This is a genomic window from Ensifer sp. BR816 (genome assembly GCF_000378985.1).
Taxonomy (GTDB): domain Bacteria; phylum Pseudomonadota; class Alphaproteobacteria; order Rhizobiales; family Rhizobiaceae; genus Sinorhizobium.
Genome location: NZ_KB905370.1, coordinates 5,127,504 through 5,145,380 on the forward strand (window position 1 = coordinate 5,127,504; position 17,877 = coordinate 5,145,380).

Here is a 17,877-nt window from a genome sequence, read left to right on the forward strand (position 1 = left end):
CGGAACGGGGACGTCTCAGAAATAGTCCAGCTCTTCGAATGTGGTCTCGCCCACATTGATGTCGCCAAGCGTACGGAAGCTGATGCGGGCACCGATCGACCAGTCGTTGGCGACGGTGCTGTCCGTATCCCGCTCCGACTTGTAGACGATCGAGAACAGCGTGTCCTGATCGTCATAGGTCAGCCCCAAGCCATGGCGGGTTACGACGCCCTCATTGATATCATAGGTCACCCCGCCGAACACCGACCAGTAGTCGTGGAACCGGTAGGCGGCAGCCGACTGGATCTCGTCTTGGTCGAAGGCTGAGCCATAGAGCGGCTGTGCCTCGATCCGCGTATAGGTGAAGGCGGCCTGCCATGTCAGACCGAGATAGCCGACCGTCGCATCGGCACGCCGCAGGCTGAAGTCCTCTTCGTCCAGACGGCCTGAGAGACTTGCCATCAGGCCGGATGGTGCGTCGACGCCGAACATCGCCACGTAGTCGGAGCGGTCGGTTTCCAGGCCCGAATCTGCGCCTGCCTTGACGAGATCGTCCGTTGCGAAGGAGTTGAGGCCGCCGAGGTGGAACGATTGCCCGGCAATGGCGCGCAGGCCGTAGCCGTTGTCGAAGCTTCCGGTGTAACGCAAGCCGACATTGGCGCGCGTTCCGCCCTCGATGCGGTCGAAACCGGAAAACTTGTCGCGATCGAAGAGGTTGGTGGCATCGAAGACGAAGCTCTGGGCATCTTCGTTCGGCAGTGCGCCGGCATATTGTTCGTTCGGGCGCGCATAGAGCTGAGCTATCGGCTCCAGCACGTGGCTGCTCGATTCACCCGCAAAAAGGATTGGATAGCGCGCCTCGAGGCCTGCGGTGAGCATGCCGCGCGTCACTGCATCGCTGCTGGTGAAATCGCCGGTGTAGCCGATCGGGTCGTCCACATTGACGCCCACCGCGTCGCCGCGCGCCGCAAGCAGCGGCGTCAGCGCGAGCCCGCCGGGGGCGATGTAGGTCCGTTTCCATTCGAGTTCGCCGGTCAGGCGATGCGACGTTCCCTCAAGCCCGCGGAAGCGATCCACGCCGAAAACCGTGGTATTGCGGTCCAGGCGGTTGCGCTTGACGTTGGTGAAGTTGAAGTCGGCGTTGAGTTCGCCGCCCAGCACCGGCTCCGGCGCGGTGTAGGAATAATCCAGGACCTGCGCGACCGGCTGCTGGTTTTCCGCGATGCTGTCCGGATCAGCGTCCTGGATATCGAAATAGAAGGCGCGCAGGTCGAAATAATTGCGCTTGCCGAGCCCTGACAGGTAGGCCTGGTTGACATAGGTCGTGCCGTCGAACGACGAAAGGTCGTAGGTCTTGGCGAAGTTGTTGTCCGACTGGACGAGAACGTTCCAGCCAAAGGTCCAACGCGGGTTGATTTCGAACCGGCCCTTGGACGCCACCATGCCGCGGGCGGTCTCCTGCGCATCGACCGTGCCGGGCGTGAACTGGTCCCGGTCCAACTGGCTGATGCCCGCCACGTTCAGCGTGTGCATGCCGTTGTGGAACCGCTGGCGGAACTCGCCCTCGAGCAGGAAGCCCTGCCGCGTCAAGCCGGTCGCCGTCACGGTCGCGTCCATATAGGGCGAAATCGCCCAGTAATAGGGGATACCGACGCCCGCGCCGAGCTTCTGCGTGTAGCGAAAAGTCGGGAACAGGAAGCCGCTCTTGCGCTTGACCGTGTGGTCGGGGATTTCCATCACCGGTATGTAGGCGATCGGCTTTCCGAAAAGCTCGAAATAGGCGTGCTCAAGCCGGATCGTGCGTGTGCGGCCGTTCTGGATCACCCGTTGCGCCTTGATGTGCCACAGCGATCGGTGTTCCGGCTTCGTCGAGCAAGGCGTACAGGCGGTATAGACGGCCTTGTTTAGGATGAATTCTTCGCCGCCGCGCCGTTCTCCGCTTTCGGCCGCGAGGCGGGTCAGGTCGGTCGTCTCGATCCGCAACGCCGTGACGAAACCATCGCCGAAATCGTCTGTGACGTCCATCTTGTCGGCGTAGACGATATTGCCGCCGGGTTCGATCAGCTGGACTTCGCCGGTCGCAAGAATCCGGCCGCTCTTTTGATTGTAGTCGACCTGGCGGGCCACCATTTTGTAGCCGCCATATTCGATCTGCACATTGCCGCGCACCGTGACGATTTCCGTGTCGCGGTTGTAGACCAGCTCGTTGGCGGTCAGCAGCAGTTTTGCGTCAGCCGGAATGTTCGGCTGCAGCTCATCGATTCGGGTAGAGGTGTCCTGCGCCATGGCCGGCGCATGCATTCCGATGGCAAGCGCATGCAACGCCACGCCTGCGAGGAGGGCGGCGTTGATAAGCTTCATCGGTCCGCGGTTGCCTGCCGCCACTAGCCATCCTCCTGGTGCAATAGAATCGTCGAGCCCAGCGCCATCGCTACAACAACTGGCAGCCAGGCTGCAACGAACGGAGGCACAATACCGCTGCTCCCGAATGCTTTGACAAGCACGGTGACGACATAAAGCACGAAGCCTGACAGGATTCCACCGAGAATTACCGAGCGCGATTGGTTGAACCGGCTAAATTTCAGGGAGACGCAAGCGGCGATCAGAGTCATTGCAACGAGAAGCAGCGGCAACGACAGGAGAGAGTGCAGCTGAGTTTCCATGGCATCGGTGGAGAAGCCGAAGGACCGGGCGACGTCGATTTTGCGCGGCAGGTCAAAAAACTGAATGGAATCAGCCTTCGCCAGGCGTTCCTGGACAAAATCGGCCTTCAGATTCGTGCGAAGTTGTACCGTTTCCAGACGTCGGGGCAGGCGACCATTACCGGTTTCGGTGACCCCGTTAAGGAGCCAGTAACCATCTTCGAGTTTCGCCGACTTCGCATCCTGCCGCAGGATGATCGTCCCCTGTGGATCAAAGTGGATGACCGTGACGTTGATGAGCTCCGTGCCGCCGTTCTGGACCGACCGCGCGCCGATGATCGTGTCCGTGCCGTCATAGATCTGTCTTAGCCACGGGATCGAATTGGATTGCGCCGAGCGGGACGAACCCCATTCGGCCTCCAGCGCTTCGGCTTTCTTTGTACCCCAGGCCGCAAGCGGGTTGAGCGCGATGACGGCAAGAATGCCGAAGAGAAAGGCGCCCAGCACGAAGGGCCTCAGGAACTGCCAGACGGAAATGCCGGCGGCGCGCGTGACCACCAGCTCATAACGTCGGTTGAGCGAGATCAGGGCCGCCATGGCGGAAAAGAGCGCCACGAAGGGCACCGTCTGCTGCAGGATCGTCGGGATGCGAAACGTCGTCATGAGCAGCGCGCCGGACACCGAGTAGTGCGGCAAGGCCGACATGCGGCTGGCGAGTTCGCTGAAATCGATGATGAAGACCAGTGCAAAGATGCCGACCAGGAACCAGAAGGTCGTGACGATGTACCGCTTGAAAAAGTAGCGGCCGAGGGTGCTGGTAATCATGATGCCTGCTCCCCGTCGGCGCCGGCCGGCCGCACGAGCCGAAGCCGCAGCATGAGGTCGGTGAGCTTTTCCTTCCAGGTCATCGGTATGTCGAGACGCCGGTTGCTGGCGAGCTGGCGAATGGCGAGCGCGCCGGTCACCAGCGGTACCAGATACATGAACGGCACGAACCATACCGAATCTTCGGCGCTGTTGCCGGCGTAGAAGGTCATCCAGCGGATCACGAGAGCCGCGCCCACCGCGCTGATCGTCGGATGTACGCGCGCCTCCCGGTGCGAGCGGGCATCCGAGCTGACGACGAGTGCGATCAATCCGAAGAGCAGTGGGTAGGTCCACTCACTGAAGCGCCGGTGCAGTTCGGCTGTGAAGGTCAGCGGCGCCCGCTTGTAGGCCGGGTCGTTCGGATCCGGATTGATGAGATAGAAGAGGTCTCGATCCTTGGCCCGGATGTTGGCCTCGCCCGCCGCACGGGTCATGTCGGTCAGGTCGAAAGCATAGGAATCGAACTTGATGACGGAGACGCCGCCATCCGGCAGTTTGCGATGGACTTCGCCGTCCTTCATCACCAGTGCCGAGCGTTCCTCGTCGACCGCGCCCTCGCGGGCATAATAGACGAGCTCGAAATTCGGATTGCGCGAATCGGCGACGAAGATGCCGTGCAGGACACCGCCGCCGCGCCGCGCGGCGACCTGCACGTAAAGCCCGTCGGTGATTTTTCGGAAGGCGTTTTCCTGTACGACGGAGGAAAGCAGGTCAGCATGCGCCGTGGCGATCATCTTGCGCACGGCAACGCGCGAATAGGGCTCGACGAAATTGTCGATGACGAAGGAAAGGACACTGAGCCCGACAGCCAGATAGATCACCGGCCTGATGACCGACATGCGCGAGCTGCCGGCGGCGTTAAGCACCGTCAGTTCCGAATCGGTGTTCATCACGCTCAGCGTCTGGGTGACGCCGATCAAAAGCGCGAAGGGCAGAATGATCGGAACGACCGAAGGCAGGATCAAGGTCGCAAGCTTGACGAAGGCGAAGATCGACTGGCCGCTGTCGGTGACGAGGTTGACGTTGGTCAGCGCCTGCGTTGTCCAAACGATACCGAGCAGCGGCAGAAGCGTTGCCAGGAACATGATCGTGGCGCGCCGGAAGATGTAGCGTTCGATCAGCTTCATACCCGTTTCCGACCTAAATCCTGCTCTTCATTCATGCCGTTCAAGCGTGCACGAGGCTCGTGTTCGCTGTCCGACCGTACCGGTCCCGCTCCCCGCATCGCAATTCAGAGTCTCGAACAACGCGGATAATATAAGACGAAGAACTGCGGTTAACCGCATGTAAACATGTGTGGGCATCTTGCCAAGCGCCTCAAAAGCGAGAAGGGTGCGCGCCACAGTTTTGAACATGGCCGACAGCGCGAATGTCCGCCACTGTAGCCGTCCGGTAACAGCCAGACGGAAGCCCATCAGAAAATTCCGGAGTCCTGCATGCCGATGAAGTTCGAGTTCACTTTCAGCAAGTCCCATCGCCCGACGGGAGGCGCCGCTGTCCTCCTGCAGGTCGCGGGCGCGAAGGAACCGGCCGGTGCGGCTGTCGTCGATCCGGAGGCCGTGCTGCCGAAGGCGGCGAAGATCGGAAAATTCACCGGCAAGGCGCTGTCGACCCTCGACGTCGTGGCGCCGCACGGTTCGCCGGCGGATCGGATTATCCTTCTCGGCCTTGGAGACGCGGCAGCGCTCACGAGCCACGATTGGCTGAAAGCCGGCGGTGCAGCGGCGGCGAAGCTGCGTTCCGCCGACAAAGCGACGATTTTCCTCGATGCGCCGGGCGTCGACGTCACCGGCAAGGCGGCCGCCGACTTCGCGCTTGGCATGGAAATGAACGCCTATGCCTTCGACAGCTACAAGACGCGCAAATCCGACGACGAAGCGAAGACGGCTCAAAAAGTGGTGAAGGTCACCATCGTCACGGGCATGGTCATCGCCGCCAAGAAGGCATTCGCCACGGTCCAGGCGATCGGCGAAGGTGTGTTTCTGGCGCGCGACCTCGTCAACGAGCCCGCCAATGTGCTCGGCCCGGTGGAGTTTGCGGCGCGCGCCAAGGAACTGGAGAAGCTCGGCGTCGAGGTCGAGACCCTGACCGAGCGCGAAATGAAGAAGCTCGGAATGGGTGCGCTCCTCGGCGTCGCGCAAGGATCGTCCCGACCGCCGCGGCTGGTGGTGATGCAATGGAAGGGCGGCAAGGCGAAAGACAAGCCGATTGCCTTCGTCGGCAAGGGCGTCGTGTTCGACACGGGCGGCATCTCGATCAAGCCCGCATCCGGCATGGAGGAAATGAAGGGGGACATGGGCGGCGCCGCCGCCGTCACCGGTCTCATGCACGTGCTGGCGGCCCGCAAGGCGAGCGTCAATGCCGTCGGCATCATCGGGCTCGTCGAGAACATGCCGGACGGCAGCGCGCAACGTCCTGGCGATATCGTGACGTCGATGTCCGGGCAGACGATCGAGGTGATCAACACGGACGCTGAAGGCAGGCTCGTTCTCTCGGACGCGCTCTGGTACTGCAACGATCGCTTCAAGCCGAAGGCGATGATCGACCTGGCGACCTTGACCGGCGCGATCATGGTGGCGCTCAGCAACCACTATGCCGGCCTGTTCTCGAACGACGATCGGCTCGCCGATCAGTTGCTGAAAGCCGGCATGACGACGCAGGAGCGCCTGTGGCGGATGCCGCTGGGCAAGGAATACGACAAGATGATCGACAGCAAGTTCGCCGACATGAAGAACACCGGGGGCCGCCACGGCGGTTCGGTGACGGCGGCCCAGTTCCTGAAGCGTTTCGTCAAGGACACGCCGTGGGCGCATCTCGACATCGCCGGTACGGCCATGGGTTCGCCGACCGATGAGATCAACCAGTCCTGGGGCTCGGGCTTCGGCGTGCGGCTCCTCGACGAACTGGTCCGGGCAAACTATGAATCCTGATTGCCGACTGCATGTTCCCTTAAATCCTAGCCGATTTAAGGATAAGGGCATGCAGCAATTCAAAGTGCTGCAGCGGCCTTTGCACGTCTGATAACGCGCCGCCCTGTAGGGGTGTCCGGGAGAAATCGGCTGACCGAAATTCTTTTCTACCACCTGACCGAATCGAAACTCGAGGACGCCCTGCCGCCGCTCCTGGACAGAAGCCTCGAGCGCGGCTGGCGGGTGGTCGTGCAAACGGTCGATGCGGAAAGGCGCGAAGCGCTCGACACGCATCTTTGGGTCTATCGCGACGACAGCTTCCTGCCGCACGGCACGGATGCGGGCGAATTCGCGGCCGAGCAACCGATCCTGATCGTCGCCAATGACGGCAACCAGAACGGGGCAACCGTCCGCTTTCTCGTCGATGGCGCCGAGCCGCCGTCGGTCTCGGAATACGAACGCGTCGTCTTCATGTTCGACGGCTACGACCAAGAGCAGCTCGAGGCGGCGCGTGGCCAATGGAAGCGGCTGAAGGGCGAGGGGCACGATCTCACCTATTGGCAGCAGAACCGCGACGGCCGTTGGGAGAAGAAGGCCTGAGCGCCTCTTCCAAAATGCAAAAGGCCCGCGAAAACCGCGGGCCTACGTTGTTCAGGTGAATGAAGCTCAGTCGTGGAAGGCCTCGACGAACTTGCGCCGGCCGAGCATGAAGGCGTCGGCGACGTGCCGGAGCGGTGACAGGTCCACGTCGGACCGGGCCGCCTTGATGATCTCGGCGAAGCGGCGGTAGAGCATCGGATATTCCTGTTCCGGCTCGTCATGAACGATCTTGCCGTCGACGGCGAGCTTGGCACCCCCTTCGGAAAGAACCATCTCGCCGGCCTCGGTCTCGGCAACGATGTCCCAGCTCTGCTTGCCCGTCTGGCGCCAATCGAACTCGGCCGACACGTCGAGCTTCTGGGCATCGCTGAAGGCGATCGAGGCGGCGATCGGCGCGTCGCGGTTCTCGGGAAATTCGAGCGTCGCCGAGGTAATGAAGATCGGACGCGGCAGGATATGGGTGACGATCGACAAGGCGTTGATCCCGGGATCGAACACGCCGAGGCCGCCGGCCGCCCATATCCATTCCTGGTTCGGATGCCAGTGGCGGACATCCTCCTTCCAGATGATCTTGACCTTACCGATCTTGGTCGACGCGAGGAAGGCCTTGGCGGCCTCGACCGCCGGCGCATAGCGCGAATGCCAGCTGGCGAAGAGCGAACGGCCCTTGGCCGACGCCAGCGCCTCAAGGTCCGCGACCTCGCTCAAGGTCGCGCCCGGCGGCTTTTCGAGGAACACGTGCTTGCCGGCCTCGAGCGCGGTGCGAGCGGCCTGATAGCGGTACTGCGGCGGCATGCAGAGCGAAACCGCCTCGATCGCCGGCACCGCTTCGAGCATCGCTTCGATCGACTTGAAATTGTCGATGCCATCGACCGTTCCATGGCGGCTCGCCGCTGCGATCAACTGGTAGTCGGCATTCCTGGCAAGCGCCGGCAGATGCTGATCGCGCACGATCTTTCCGACGCCGACAACGGCAATTCGAATGGGAGACATGGGTGCTTCGCTCTTAATTAGTATGACTTATTGGCGCCCCTTGTAGCAGATTGGGGGCGATGGGCAAGCCGGGGTCGGACTTGAAATAAGCTGGCACCTCGGGGCACAAGATGCAAACAAATCTATTATTGCCCCTGGTGAAGACGGGCGAGGTTCCGCTTACCTGACGATCGCAAGGACATTGAGGATTTGCCATGCCGAACATCCGCCGGGCGACGCGCGCCGAACTCGACACGATCATCGACTGGGCGGCGCGGGAGGGATGGAACCCCGGCCTGGATGACGCGAATGCGTTCTGGGCCGCCGATCCGGAAGGCTATTGGGTTGCGACCGAAGAGGAAACTCTCGCGGCGGCCATCTCGCTGGTGCGCTATGGCAGCCGATATGCCTTTCTCGGCCTTTACATTGCCGATCTGGCCTTTCGGGGCCGGGGCATCGGCTACGCTCTTTGGCAGCGAGCGATCGCTAGCGCCGAAGGCCGCGTCATCGGCCTCGATGGAGTGGTCGCCCAGCAGGACAACTATCGGAAGTCTGGCTTTGCCTGGGCGCATGCGAATGTCCGCTATGGCGGTGCCGTCGACGTCACCGAGCCGCCGGGCACGCAACTCGTCGACGCGGCCCCGGTGCATGTCGCGGCGCTCACCGACTACGACCGCCGTTTCAATCCGGCGCGCCGCGACGCCTTTCTCTACGAATGGACAAAACAACTGCCGACCCGGCGAAGCGTCGTTCTCCTGCGCGACGACACGATCGTCGGCTACGGCACGATCCGCGCCTGCCGTGAAGGCTTCAAGATCGGTCCGCTCTTTGCCGACAACGAGACCGGCGCCGACCTTATCTTCCGCAAGCTCGCCGCGGGGAAAAAGGGAGCGCGGATCTATCTCGATATTCCCGAGCCGAACGCCTCGGCAAGGGCGCTGTGCGAACGCTACAACATGAAGCCGGTGTTCGAGACGGCGCGCATGTACCGCGGGCCGGCTCCGGACCTGCCGCTTCAACGGATATACGGGATTACGACCTTCGAACTCGGCTGATCAGCAGGCTGTTTGCTCTTCCGACCGTAGCAGGGGTGACATATCGTTGCGCCGCAACTATAAAACGTGAATGTTTTCGATTTCCAATTGGAGCGTACCACGGTCAATAACAGCAGTGCATTCTAGCGATAGATCGGATCGCCCCTCTTCCTGCGTCCATAGATCGAACCGAATGGACCAAATTCGCGGGTCGGAATTTGCCACAGCGACGGCATCAATGTCCGAGAATGCTTCATCAGGAGGCATGACCAGTGTTCGGCCATACTCCTCTACCGCTTGTCGCATGAGGTCGGCAGACAGACGAACTCCCCTTGAGCGGGCTTCAACAGCAACAAAATCCCGATCGACAAGCCAAGTAACTACTTGCTTGACGAGTGCAACGATCCGACGGTCCGATGTGCTCATGGTCTGTTCCCCGGTATGCGCCAAATCGTGTCTTGTGTAACACCAGAGCCGCCGCAGCGCGTCTGCCGATCTAACTGGCCATCGCCTCCTCGTATTCGGCCGAAAGCTCGAGCCATTGCTCTTCGGCCTGGGCGAGCTTTGCTACCGCCTCCCCCCGTTCCCTTGCCCGTTTAGCCGCCTTTGCGGGCGCTTTCTCATAGAGTGTCGGGTCGGCCAGTTCGGCATCGAGCGCCTGAATCAGTTTCTCCAGTTTTGCCGTCAAGGACTCGATCTCGTTGATCTTTTTCTTGAGCGGCGCGAGCGAAGCACGCTTGTCGGCATTGGCCTTGCGCTGGTCGGCCTTCGACAGGCTTTCGTCCGAGCCGTTGGTCCTCGGCTTTTCGTCCTTCGCCTTGGGGCCGCCGACGATGACGCTTCGATAGTCCTCGAGGTCGCCGTCGTAGCTCGTCACCGTGCCGTCTCGCACCAGCCACAGCCGGTCGGCGGTTGCTTCGATCAGATGCCGATCGTGCGAGATCAGGATGACGGCGCCGGAATAGTCGTTAAGCGCGGTGATCAGCGCGTTGCGGCTGTCTATGTCCAGGTGGTTGGTCGGCTCGTCGAGGATCAGCAGGCTGGGTTGATCGAAGGCGGCGAGCCCCATCAGCAGCCGCGCCTTCTCGCCGCCGGAGAGGTCTTTCGCCGGCGTGTCCATCTTCTCGGTCGAGAGCCCCATCTGGGCGACGCGCGAACGCACCTTCGCTTCCGGCGCATCCGGCATGCGGCGGCGCACATGCTCGACGGCGCTCTGCGTCGGCACGAGGTCGTCGAGTTGATGCTGGGCGAAAAATCCGGTCTTCAAGCCCGGTGCGATCCGCACCTCGCCGGTCTCCGCCTGCAGCCGGCCCGAAATGAATTTCGCGAAGGTGGACTTGCCGTTGCCGTTCGAGCCGAGCAGGGCAATGCGGTCGTCTGCGTCGATGCGCAGGTTGAGCCGCTTCAAAATAGGCTTGCCCGGCTCGTATCCGACCGCGCCGCCCTGGATCGCGACGATCGGCGAGGCGACCTGTTTCTCCGGATCGGGGAAGGAGAAGCCTTGGACGTGGTCTTCGATGACCGCCGCGACGGTGCCCATGCGTTCGAGCGCCTTGATACGGCTCTGGGCCTGGCGGGCCTTCGTCGCCTTCGCCCTGAAACGGTCGATGAAGCTCTGCAGATGCTTGCGCGCCGCGTCGTTCTTGGCTTTCGCCTTCATCTGCAACTCGTCGGCTTCCGCCTTCTGCCGCTCGAACTGGTCATAGGAGCCGCGATAGAAGGTGAGCTTCTTCTGGTCAAGGTGAACGATGGCGTTCACGGCTGTGTTCAACAGGTCGCGATCATGGCTGATGATGATGACCGTATGCGGATAGCGGCGGATGTACTCCTCAAGCCACAAGGTACCTTCGAGGTCGAGATAGTTGGTCGGCTCGTCGAGCAGCAACAGGTCCGGCTCGGAAAAGAGCACGGCTGCAAGCGCCACGCGCATGCGCCAGCCGCCGGAGAAGGAGGAGGCCGGGCGCTGCTGCGCTTCGTGGTCGAAGCCGAGACCGGCAAGAATGCTCGCCGCACGCGCCTCCGCCGAGTGGGCGCTGATATCGGCAAGCCGTGTCTGGATGTCGGCGATCCTATGCGGGTCGGTCGCGGTTTCGGCTTCGGCGAGAAGCGCGGCGCGTTCCTTGTCGGCCTTCAGCACGATCTCGATCAGCGGCTCTTCCGTGCCGGGTGCCTCCTGGGCCACCTGGCCGATCCGCGCGCTCTTCGGCAAGGAGACGCTGCCGGATTCGGCGGCAAGCTCGCCGGTGATGATTCGGAACAGTGTCGATTTGCCGGCGCCGTTGCGGCCGACGAGGCCGGCCTTCGTGCCTGCCGGAAGCGTCACAGAAGCGTTTTCGATGAGAAGACGGCCCGCGACGCGGGCGGAAAGGCCGGTGATCTGGATCATTCGGGCCTTTTGCCCGGAGTTTTACCCGAAGGCAAGGGTCAACGGAGGAGCTTCGCAGCGGCGCCATAAGGTCGGAGCGAGCGGACTCAAGAGCTTATTGTTATCAAATCCTGGACGACGTGTTCCGATAATCAATACTTCCAAACCTCATCATGAGGCCCCACATCTATCGGCGAAGAGCGCAGGAACTGCTCTTCCGATCACCCGGTTCGGATCGAATGCCATCGGCAAGGCCGCCGCGTTCGAAAGAGACTGACCCGATCACAGGTGGTCGCGACCAACCCATCATTCAGCGAATCTTCTGACCAGGAGTTGACCATGAGAAATGCAGTCCACACCGCTCTCGCCGCTGCCCTTGTCGCCACTGCCGTTCTTGGTGGCGCCTCTGCTGCCTTTGCCGGCGGCAGCTATTACGAAGGCATCAGCGACAAGCCGCTCTTTACGGAACGCGCTCCGAAGGCCGGAGGCGAGGCCGCCGTTCGCCGCACGAATGGTTCCATTGACCGTACCCTGACGGGTTCCGTCGCCGACTACGCCGTCCAACCGAAGCTGGTCCGCGGCGGAGAAGGTGAATATTACCAGGGCATTAGCCGCTAACGCGGAATCTATGGATTAGCGCTCGTCCTCCCAGACCGCTTTCCGTGGCCCGGTCCCGCTATGCGGGGCCGGGCCTTTCCGCTTGCGAGAGTGATGAGTACCGTGTGCGTGCCGCTATTTGTCGCGGCCCTTTCGTATTTAGTTCGGTGCTAATACTTGACGACAGGAGTCAGCAATAATATGCCGCCTCGCTAAAATGGAGGTGGCTTTGGGCGCAGGTGAATTGTCGATATTCCCGTTTTCTGTTGCGCATCTGGCCGCCCAGGGCGAGAAGCCGGCCCTGGTGTTCCCGGGCGGGAGGGTCGTCAGCTACCGGGAACTGGCCACCCGCGTCGATCGGCAGGCAACGGAATGGCGCGGCGAGCGCGGACTGGTGATGCTCGAGGCCGACCTCTCGGAGCACGCGATCGTCGCCTATCTTGCCGCACTCGATGCCGGTCACGCCGTCGCCTTGCAGGGGCCGTCCGCCACGGGCGCCGATCGCGGGAGCTTCAAGCCGGATTTCTGCCGTCGCCGCATCGACGGACGCTGGCGCACGGAGCGCTTGGAGGGGGACCGAACCGCCCTCCATCCCGATCTGGCCGTCCTGCTCTCGACCTCGGGCAGCACCGGCCAGGGGAAATATGTCCGTCTGTCCAGATCGAACATTGCGGCCAACGCACGGGCAATTGCCGAATATCTCGGCCTCACCGCGGCGGACCGGAGCTGCCTCATTCTGCCGCTGCATTATTCCTACGGCCTGTCCGTCCTGAACGCTCACATCACAGTCGGCGCGAGCATCTACATCCCCGGCGGATCCATTCTCGATGAAGGTTTCCTCGACGGACTTGCCGGAAGCGGCTGCACCAATTTTTCCGGCGTTCCCTATTCCTACGACCTTCTGGAAAAGGCGGGCTTCCGCGAGCGGGCATTTCCGCGACTGCGATTCATGACCGTCGCTGGCGGACGCCTGCCACCCGAGACGGTCCGTCTCTACAACGAGCACCTGCTTCAGCGCGGCGCAGCCTTTTTCGTGATGTACGGCCAGACGGAGGCGACCGCCCGCATCGCCTACATGCCCCCGGATCGGCTGCGGGGCAGGGAGGACTGCATCGGCGTCGCGATACCCGGCGGCAGCCTGACGATCGAGGACGAAAGCGGCCGACTGGTCACCGGTGTGGAGGAACCTGGCGAACTCATCTATCGTGGCGCGAACGTGATGATGGGCTATGCCAGCTCGCGGGCCGACCTCGCCGATGATGCCGCGCTTTCCGAATTGCGAACCGGCGACCTGGCGGTCAGGGATGTGGACGGGTTCTTCCGCATTGTCGGACGGACCAAGCGGATATCGAAGATCGCCGGGCTGCGCATCGGGCATGACGCTCTCGAAGCGGCTTTGGAACGGCATGATATCGCCGCCGCGGTCATTGGCAGCGATGTCGAAATTCATGCCTATTTCGTGGGAGAACGCGATCCAGATGACATCCGCCGGTTGCTCGTCTCCGCGAGCGGACTGACCCTGCTGCAGGTCCGGGCGACGCGCATCGACGCGCTGCCGCGCCTGGCATCCGGCAAGGTCGATTACGAGGCTCTCCGCGATAAGGGCCGGGGCGCCGGCGGCTCCTCGCGCGCAGAAGGCGTCGAAGCGCTGTTCGAGCAGCTTTTCTACCCGCGGAAGGTTCGATCGGAAGACAGCTTCCTGTCGCTCGGCGGGGATTCGCTCCGTTTCGTCCAGCTGTCGATCGGTCTCGAAAAAATCCTCGGCGAGGTGCCCGAGGCCTGGGAGCGAATGTCGGTCAAATCATTGGCCGCGATGGTCCGCCAGGAACGCAAGGGATCACAGATCGGCACGGATTTCCTAATCCGGGCGCTGGCCATCCTGCTCGTCGTACTTCACCACGAGACGCTTTGGCCGATCCCGGGCGGCTCGGCGACGATGGTCATTCTCGCCGGATTCGGGCTGGCGCGATTCCAGAGCGGCGCTCTGTTGTCGGGCTCGCTTTGGCCACTGCTACGGCCGTTGGCGCAGATCCTGGTTCCCTATTATCTGATTGTTGCCGCCTACGCTCTTGCCTGGGGAGACGTGCCCTGGGCCTCGGTCTTCCTGGTCGGCAATTTCGGCTTCGCCGATCCCGAGCGGCACAGCATGGTACCGTATCTCTACTGGTTCATCGAGGCCTATTGCCAGATGGTGCTGGTGTTTGCCGCTCTGTTCGCCGTGCCGCCCATCAGGCGCTTCGCCGCCGTTCGGCCCTTTGCCGCCGGCATGGCGCTGCTTGCCGCCGCCTTTGCCGCCCGTATGGCGCTGCCGCAGCTTTGGGACATTGGCAACCGCCAGATCTTCACGCTGCCGTGGATCTTTCACCTGGCCGTAGTCGGCTGGTGCGCGGCGCTGGCCCGGAGCTGGGCCCAGCGGCTCGCAGTCATGGCGGCAGGCACGGGAATCTACCTGTTTCTCGGTCTATACGAGGGGGTCTGGATCGGCACGAAGATCAAATATCTGCTGCAGATCGCGGTTCTCGCGGCGCTCCTGTTCCTGCCGCGCATTCGTCTGCCGCAATGGGCGGTCCATCTTGTCCTGCCGCTTTCGGCGGCGGGCTTTCATATCTATATCCTGCACCGCTTCGTGCCCGAACTCCTGCTGGCGCCGGTGCAGCCGTTCCTTCCACCACTCGCCTATTCGCTCGCTTCGATCGCCGGTGGCGTCATGTTGGGGCTCGCGGTCTGGTCGGGTCAGCGCGAGCTTTTCAAATGGCTCGTGCGCGCCAGGGCCGGCGCTCTCCCGGCGGATTGGCCGGCCGGGATCAAGTCCTGGCTCACTTCAGGCCGCCCATTTTTCGCCCTCGGTCCTCAGGAAGAAAACCAGGTCCAGCGTCAGTGACGGCCGTCCGAGCGCAGTCAAGATCGCATGCGCCTGTCCCCGGTGATGGGTTTGGTGATTGAAGAAATGGGCGAGCGTGGCACCGACTTTCTGCGTGATTTTGTCGGGCATGGTGAGCGGTGAGTAGGTGAAGTGCGCGTCGATCCGTGCCTCGTCGAGGCTGTCTAGCCAGGCGATGATGCGCTCATCTTCTTCGACCCGCGCTGCCGTCAGGGCGCTGAGGGTTTCGCCGAGGATCGCGTCGAGTTTCGTCGGTGCCTCGCCGTCCCCGGTGAACCGCTTCATCCAGATCCGGTCGGCGACGAGGATATGGTTGAGTGTTGCATGCAGCGAGCCGAAGAAGGCGCCCTTGTCCTGCCGGTATTCCGCCTCGGAGAGTTCTGCCGCGGCCGCATAGACCCGCCCGTTGGCCCAGCGATTGTAGTCGGCAAACATGCGGTAATGGTCGAGCATATGCTTTCTCCCCTGCTGTCCCGCCAGCCTAGCGCGGATTGATATTCGCGTGTGGAATGCAACTCATGAAATTTACTGATTTGATCGGCTGAGCTCCCTGTCGTCCTATGCAGCGCACGAATTCTTCACCAGGAGACGACATGACCCGCAAACTCTACGCGCTCTGCGGCACAGACCGGGCGCGGCCCTTTTCGCCGCATGTATGGAAGACGAAGCTTTCGCTCGCGCACAAGGGGCTTGGCTTCGATGTAGCGACGGTCGGCTTCACCGAAATCCCGAAGCTCGAACAGGGGGCGACGAAGATCGTACCGCTGCTTCGTGACGGCGAAAGACTGGTAAGCGACAGCTTCGACATCGCCCTTTATCTGGAAGAGGCTTATCCTGACCGCCCGACCCTGTTCGGCGGCGCGGGCGGCAAGGCGATGGCCCGCCTCGTCGAAGGCTGGTCGCAGATGACGTTGCACCCGGCAATCGGGCGTATCGCCATCATGGATATCCATGACAGCCTTGATCCGGTGGACCAGGTCTACTTTCGGCAAAGCCGCGAGCAGCGCTTCGGCAAGTCGCTCGAGGCGACCGCGGCGGCGGGGCAGACGGACCTCGAAACCTTCTCGGCTAAGCTCGAGCCGCTGCGCCACATGCTGAAGTTTCAGTCCTTCATTGGCGGCGATGGCCCGCTTTTTGCCGACTACATCGTCTTCGGCGCACTGCAGTGGGCGCGCATCGTTTCGCCGCATCGCCTGCTTGCCGCCGGCGACGTCGTTTCGGACTGGTTCGAACGTTGCCTCGATCTTCATGATGGCCTCGGTCGTTCCGTGACAGCGGCGTGAAACTCTCGTCAGCAGCGGCGAATCATCGCCGCTCCCCCTTGTTTTGCGCGGCATTGGCGGCTAATGAACCGCCACTTTCTCAAGAGCAAGGGAATTGAGCCAATGGCGATTGAACGTACCTTTTCGATGATCAAGCCGGATGCGACGAAGCGCAACCTGACCGGCGCCATCACCAAGATGCTCGAAGACGCCGGCCTGCGCGTCGTCGCATCGAAGCGCGTCTGGATGAGCCGCCGCGAAGCCGAAGGCTTCTACGCCGTCCACAAGGAGCGCCCGTTCTTCGGTGAACTGGTCGAGTTCATGTCCTCCGGCCCGACCATCGTTCAGGTTCTCGAAGGCGAGAACGCCATTGCCAAGAACCGCGAAGTGATGGGCGCCACCAACCCGGCCAACGCTGACGCAGGCACGATCCGCAAGGTTCATGCGCTGTCGATCGGCGAAAACTCGGTTCACGGTTCCGACGGACCGGAAACGGCTGCCGAAGAAATCGCCTACTGGTTCGCCGGCACCGAGATCGTTGGCTGATTCACATTCCTCGCTTCAGCCTATAAAGGCTTGAAACGATTCTTCGAAACCGGGGCGGAGACGCCCCGGTTTTCTTATGTCGCGCAGGCGGCTGTGTCGAAATGCGTCGGCGCCAGCCCGTTCCGGAAGACTTCCGGATTCTTGTCGTAGGCCGGCCCCACGACCAGGGGCCGCGCTGGCATCACGCTCTGATCGACGTCGGAAGTTACCGCCGTTTCCAGCTTCTGCAGTGTCGCTCCGTCCGGCCCCTTGACCTCGATCGTCACCGCATAGGGCTTTTCCTTCTTGACGCAGGTGATATCGGGGCTCTCCAGCACCACTTTGTCGAGCTTCGGAAAGAGCTTGCGCGTCAGCGTCAGCGGCTCGCCGCCGGCCGGGTTCTCGAAGGTCGCCACGACGACGCTGCCGTCCGGGACCGGCTGCGTCTTGTTGAGAGTGATAACGTAAGTGGCATAGGCCAGGCGGTAGTTGAAGACGAACATCTTTCCGGTCAGCTTCAGCGGGTCCGGGCCGGTCTCGCGCTGGCAACCGGCGAGCGCCGCCGCAACCAGGGCAATGGCGATGACTTTTCTCATGGCTGCGTTTCCTCTTTGTTGCGGCGGTAGTGGCGTTTGGCCTTCGTGCGGTTGCCGCAAACTGCCATGTCGCACCAGGTCCTGCTCCTGTTGCGGCTGCGGTCGAGGAACAGCCATTCGCAGTTCGGGCATATCTTCAGCCGATCGGGCTCCGGATTGGCAGCGAGGCTGAGCGCCGAATGCGCAGTGGCGACGTCGAGCGCGATATAATCGCAGCGCTCGGATGGCCGGCGCAGGATGGCCGCAATCGCCTCAAGCAGGTCGGCGAGGAGGCCCGGCCGGTCTTCGGACCGTATCTGCGCCCGGAAATGCCGATCCGTCGCCTCGCGCAGATCGATCAGCGACGCCTGCCTCTCAGGCCCGATCGGCGCTAGCGTGCCGAAACGCGTCTTCTCGGCGCCATGGAGATTGGCAGCTTCGGCAAAGCCCTCGATTGCCGCTCCATCGGCGAAACGATCGATCCGGCGCCTCGGGTCGAAGCGCAGAACCACGGAATTGGCCACATCGAGCGCCAATGCGCCGCCGGAGAATCGATGTGCGGTCCAAGTGAAGCTCATGCGAAAAATCCTAACTAGTAAAACCTATTTTACCAGTTATATTGCCTCTGTCACTAGGAGCCGCCAAGGAAAGTTGGCCTCCGCGTTTCGC

Annotated in this window: 16 protein-coding genes; 7 read left to right on the plus strand and 9 right to left on the minus strand. The window is 62.2% G+C overall.

From position 1 onward, the window contains the following. Nucleotides 1–15: 15 nt before the first annotated feature. Genes RHIBR816_RS0124610 through lptF form a run of 3 tightly spaced genes read right to left on the minus strand, consistent with a single transcriptional unit; the run spans nt 16 to nt 4,615 of the window. Entirely contained in the window at nt 16–2,364 is a 2,349-nt protein-coding gene (locus RHIBR816_RS0124610; RefSeq protein ID WP_018239268.1) for an LPS-assembly protein LptD, read from the minus strand. Further along, nucleotides 2,364–3,446 carry an LPS export ABC transporter permease LptG gene (lptG, locus tag RHIBR816_RS0124615; RefSeq protein WP_018239269.1) on the minus strand — a complete coding sequence of 361 codons (1,083 nt, stop codon included), beginning with the start codon at nt 3,444–3,446 and terminating at the stop codon, nt 2,364–2,366. The genes RHIBR816_RS0124610 and lptG overlap by 1 nt, the downstream gene beginning before the upstream one ends. Continuing rightward, complete coding sequence (gene lptF, locus RHIBR816_RS0124620) at nt 3,443–4,615, minus strand: LPS export ABC transporter permease LptF (protein WP_018239270.1); 1,173 nt, start codon at nt 4,613–4,615, stop codon at nt 3,443–3,445. Before lptF ends, lptG begins: the two co-directional genes overlap by 4 nt. 309 nt (nt 4,616–4,924) lie before the next feature. Between lptF and RHIBR816_RS0124625 the strand changes: the two genes are divergently transcribed. After that, nucleotides 4,925–6,418 (plus strand): leucyl aminopeptidase, encoded by a 1,494-nt coding sequence (locus RHIBR816_RS0124625; RefSeq protein ID WP_018239271.1) that lies wholly within the window; start codon nt 4,925–4,927, stop codon nt 6,416–6,418. A gap of 129 nt (nt 6,419–6,547) precedes the next feature. Next, nucleotides 6,548–6,997 carry a DNA polymerase III subunit chi gene (locus RHIBR816_RS0124630; RefSeq protein ID WP_026187390.1) on the plus strand — a complete coding sequence of 150 codons (450 nt, stop codon included), beginning with the start codon at nt 6,548–6,550 and terminating at the stop codon, nt 6,995–6,997. Between the two features lie 66 nt (nt 6,998–7,063). Here the strand turns inward: RHIBR816_RS0124630 and RHIBR816_RS0124635 are convergent, their stop codons facing one another. Continuing rightward, complete coding sequence (locus tag RHIBR816_RS0124635) at nt 7,064–7,990, minus strand: Gfo/Idh/MocA family protein (protein WP_018239273.1); 927 nt, start codon at nt 7,988–7,990, stop codon at nt 7,064–7,066. Nucleotides 7,991–8,184: 194 nt separating this feature from the next. On the opposite strand from RHIBR816_RS0124635, the gene RHIBR816_RS0124640 reads away from it, so the two are divergent. Further along, on the plus strand, nt 8,185–9,024 hold the full coding sequence (locus tag RHIBR816_RS0124640; protein WP_018239274.1) for a GNAT family N-acetyltransferase: 840 nt from the start codon (nt 8,185–8,187) through the stop codon (nt 9,022–9,024). A 57-nt stretch (nt 9,025–9,081) separates the two neighbouring features. Here the strand turns inward: RHIBR816_RS0124640 and RHIBR816_RS0124645 are convergent, their stop codons facing one another. Continuing rightward, nucleotides 9,082–9,429, minus strand: coding sequence for a hypothetical protein (locus RHIBR816_RS0124645; RefSeq protein WP_026187391.1), 348 nt, complete (start codon nt 9,427–9,429; stop codon nt 9,082–9,084). A 70-nt stretch (nt 9,430–9,499) separates the two neighbouring features. Continuing rightward, complete coding sequence (locus RHIBR816_RS0124650; RefSeq protein ID WP_018239276.1) at nt 9,500–11,389, minus strand: ABC-F family ATP-binding cassette domain-containing protein; 1,890 nt, start codon at nt 11,387–11,389, stop codon at nt 9,500–9,502. Between the two features lie 318 nt (nt 11,390–11,707). On the opposite strand from RHIBR816_RS0124650, the gene RHIBR816_RS0124655 reads away from it, so the two are divergent. After that, on the plus strand, nt 11,708–11,986 hold the full coding sequence (locus RHIBR816_RS0124655) for a hypothetical protein (RefSeq protein ID WP_018239277.1): 279 nt from the start codon (nt 11,708–11,710) through the stop codon (nt 11,984–11,986). A gap of 196 nt (nt 11,987–12,182) precedes the next feature. Further along, nucleotides 12,183–14,846 (plus strand): AMP-binding protein, encoded by a 2,664-nt coding sequence (locus RHIBR816_RS0124660; protein ID WP_026187393.1) that lies wholly within the window; start codon nt 12,183–12,185, stop codon nt 14,844–14,846. Here RHIBR816_RS0124660 and RHIBR816_RS0124665 read toward each other — a convergent pair. Next, the gene (locus tag RHIBR816_RS0124665; protein ID WP_018239279.1) at nt 14,787–15,299 is read right to left on the minus strand and encodes a DinB family protein; all 513 of its coding nucleotides are present in this window, start codon (nt 15,297–15,299) and stop codon (nt 14,787–14,789) included. The two genes, RHIBR816_RS0124660 and RHIBR816_RS0124665, sit on opposite strands and share 60 nt — an antisense overlap. Nucleotides 15,300–15,439: 140 nt before the next feature. Between RHIBR816_RS0124665 and RHIBR816_RS0124670 the strand changes: the two genes are divergently transcribed. Beyond that, nucleotides 15,440–16,129 carry a glutathione S-transferase family protein gene (locus RHIBR816_RS0124670; protein ID WP_018239280.1) on the plus strand — a complete coding sequence of 230 codons (690 nt, stop codon included), beginning with the start codon at nt 15,440–15,442 and terminating at the stop codon, nt 16,127–16,129. A 102-nt stretch (nt 16,130–16,231) separates the two neighbouring features. Beyond that, on the plus strand, nt 16,232–16,654 hold the full coding sequence (ndk, locus tag RHIBR816_RS0124675) for a nucleoside-diphosphate kinase (protein WP_018239281.1): 423 nt from the start codon (nt 16,232–16,234) through the stop codon (nt 16,652–16,654). A 74-nt stretch (nt 16,655–16,728) separates the two neighbouring features. On the opposite strand, the gene RHIBR816_RS0124680 is transcribed toward ndk, so the two are convergent. Both RHIBR816_RS0124680 and RHIBR816_RS0124685 read right to left on the minus strand, forming a co-directional pair. Next, nucleotides 16,729–17,229 carry a hypothetical protein gene (locus RHIBR816_RS0124680; protein WP_018239282.1) on the minus strand — a complete coding sequence of 167 codons (501 nt, stop codon included), beginning with the start codon at nt 17,227–17,229 and terminating at the stop codon, nt 16,729–16,731. Next, nucleotides 17,226–17,786 (minus strand): CGNR zinc finger domain-containing protein, encoded by a 561-nt coding sequence (locus tag RHIBR816_RS0124685; protein WP_018239283.1) that lies wholly within the window; start codon nt 17,784–17,786, stop codon nt 17,226–17,228. The genes RHIBR816_RS0124680 and RHIBR816_RS0124685 overlap by 4 nt, the downstream gene beginning before the upstream one ends. Nucleotides 17,787–17,877: the final 91 nt, after the last annotated feature.

What these genes read in the sequence shown, in the direction of transcription:
- lptG (WP_018239269.1), bottom strand. Translation starts at nt 3,446, where the DNA reads ATGATTACCAGCACCCTCGGCCGCTACTTTTTCAAGCGGTACATCGTC.
- lptF (WP_018239270.1), bottom strand. Translation starts at nt 4,615, where the DNA reads ATGAAGCTGATCGAACGCTACATCTTCCGGCGCGCCACGATCATGTTC.
- RHIBR816_RS0124625 (WP_018239271.1), top strand. Translation starts at nt 4,925, where the DNA reads ATGCCGATGAAGTTCGAGTTCACTTTCAGCAAGTCCCATCGCCCGACG.
- RHIBR816_RS0124635 (WP_018239273.1), bottom strand. Translation starts at nt 7,990, where the DNA reads ATGTCTCCCATTCGAATTGCCGTTGTCGGCGTCGGAAAGATCGTGCGC.
- RHIBR816_RS0124640 (WP_018239274.1), top strand. Translation starts at nt 8,185, where the DNA reads ATGCCGAACATCCGCCGGGCGACGCGCGCCGAACTCGACACGATCATC.
- RHIBR816_RS0124645 (WP_026187391.1), bottom strand. Translation starts at nt 9,429, where the DNA reads ATGAGCACATCGGACCGTCGGATCGTTGCACTCGTCAAGCAAGTAGTT.
- RHIBR816_RS0124650 (WP_018239276.1), bottom strand. Translation starts at nt 11,389, where the DNA reads ATGATCCAGATCACCGGCCTTTCCGCCCGCGTCGCGGGCCGTCTTCTC.
- RHIBR816_RS0124655 (WP_018239277.1), top strand. Translation starts at nt 11,708, where the DNA reads ATGAGAAATGCAGTCCACACCGCTCTCGCCGCTGCCCTTGTCGCCACT.
- RHIBR816_RS0124660 (WP_026187393.1), top strand. Translation starts at nt 12,183, where the DNA reads ATGGAGGTGGCTTTGGGCGCAGGTGAATTGTCGATATTCCCGTTTTCT.
- RHIBR816_RS0124665 (WP_018239279.1), bottom strand. Translation starts at nt 15,299, where the DNA reads ATGCTCGACCATTACCGCATGTTTGCCGACTACAATCGCTGGGCCAAC.
- RHIBR816_RS0124670 (WP_018239280.1), top strand. Translation starts at nt 15,440, where the DNA reads ATGACCCGCAAACTCTACGCGCTCTGCGGCACAGACCGGGCGCGGCCC.
- ndk (WP_018239281.1), top strand. Translation starts at nt 16,232, where the DNA reads ATGGCGATTGAACGTACCTTTTCGATGATCAAGCCGGATGCGACGAAG.
- RHIBR816_RS0124680 (WP_018239282.1), bottom strand. Translation starts at nt 17,229, where the DNA reads ATGAGAAAAGTCATCGCCATTGCCCTGGTTGCGGCGGCGCTCGCCGGT.
- RHIBR816_RS0124685 (WP_018239283.1), bottom strand. Translation starts at nt 17,786, where the DNA reads ATGAGCTTCACTTGGACCGCACATCGATTCTCCGGCGGCGCATTGGCG.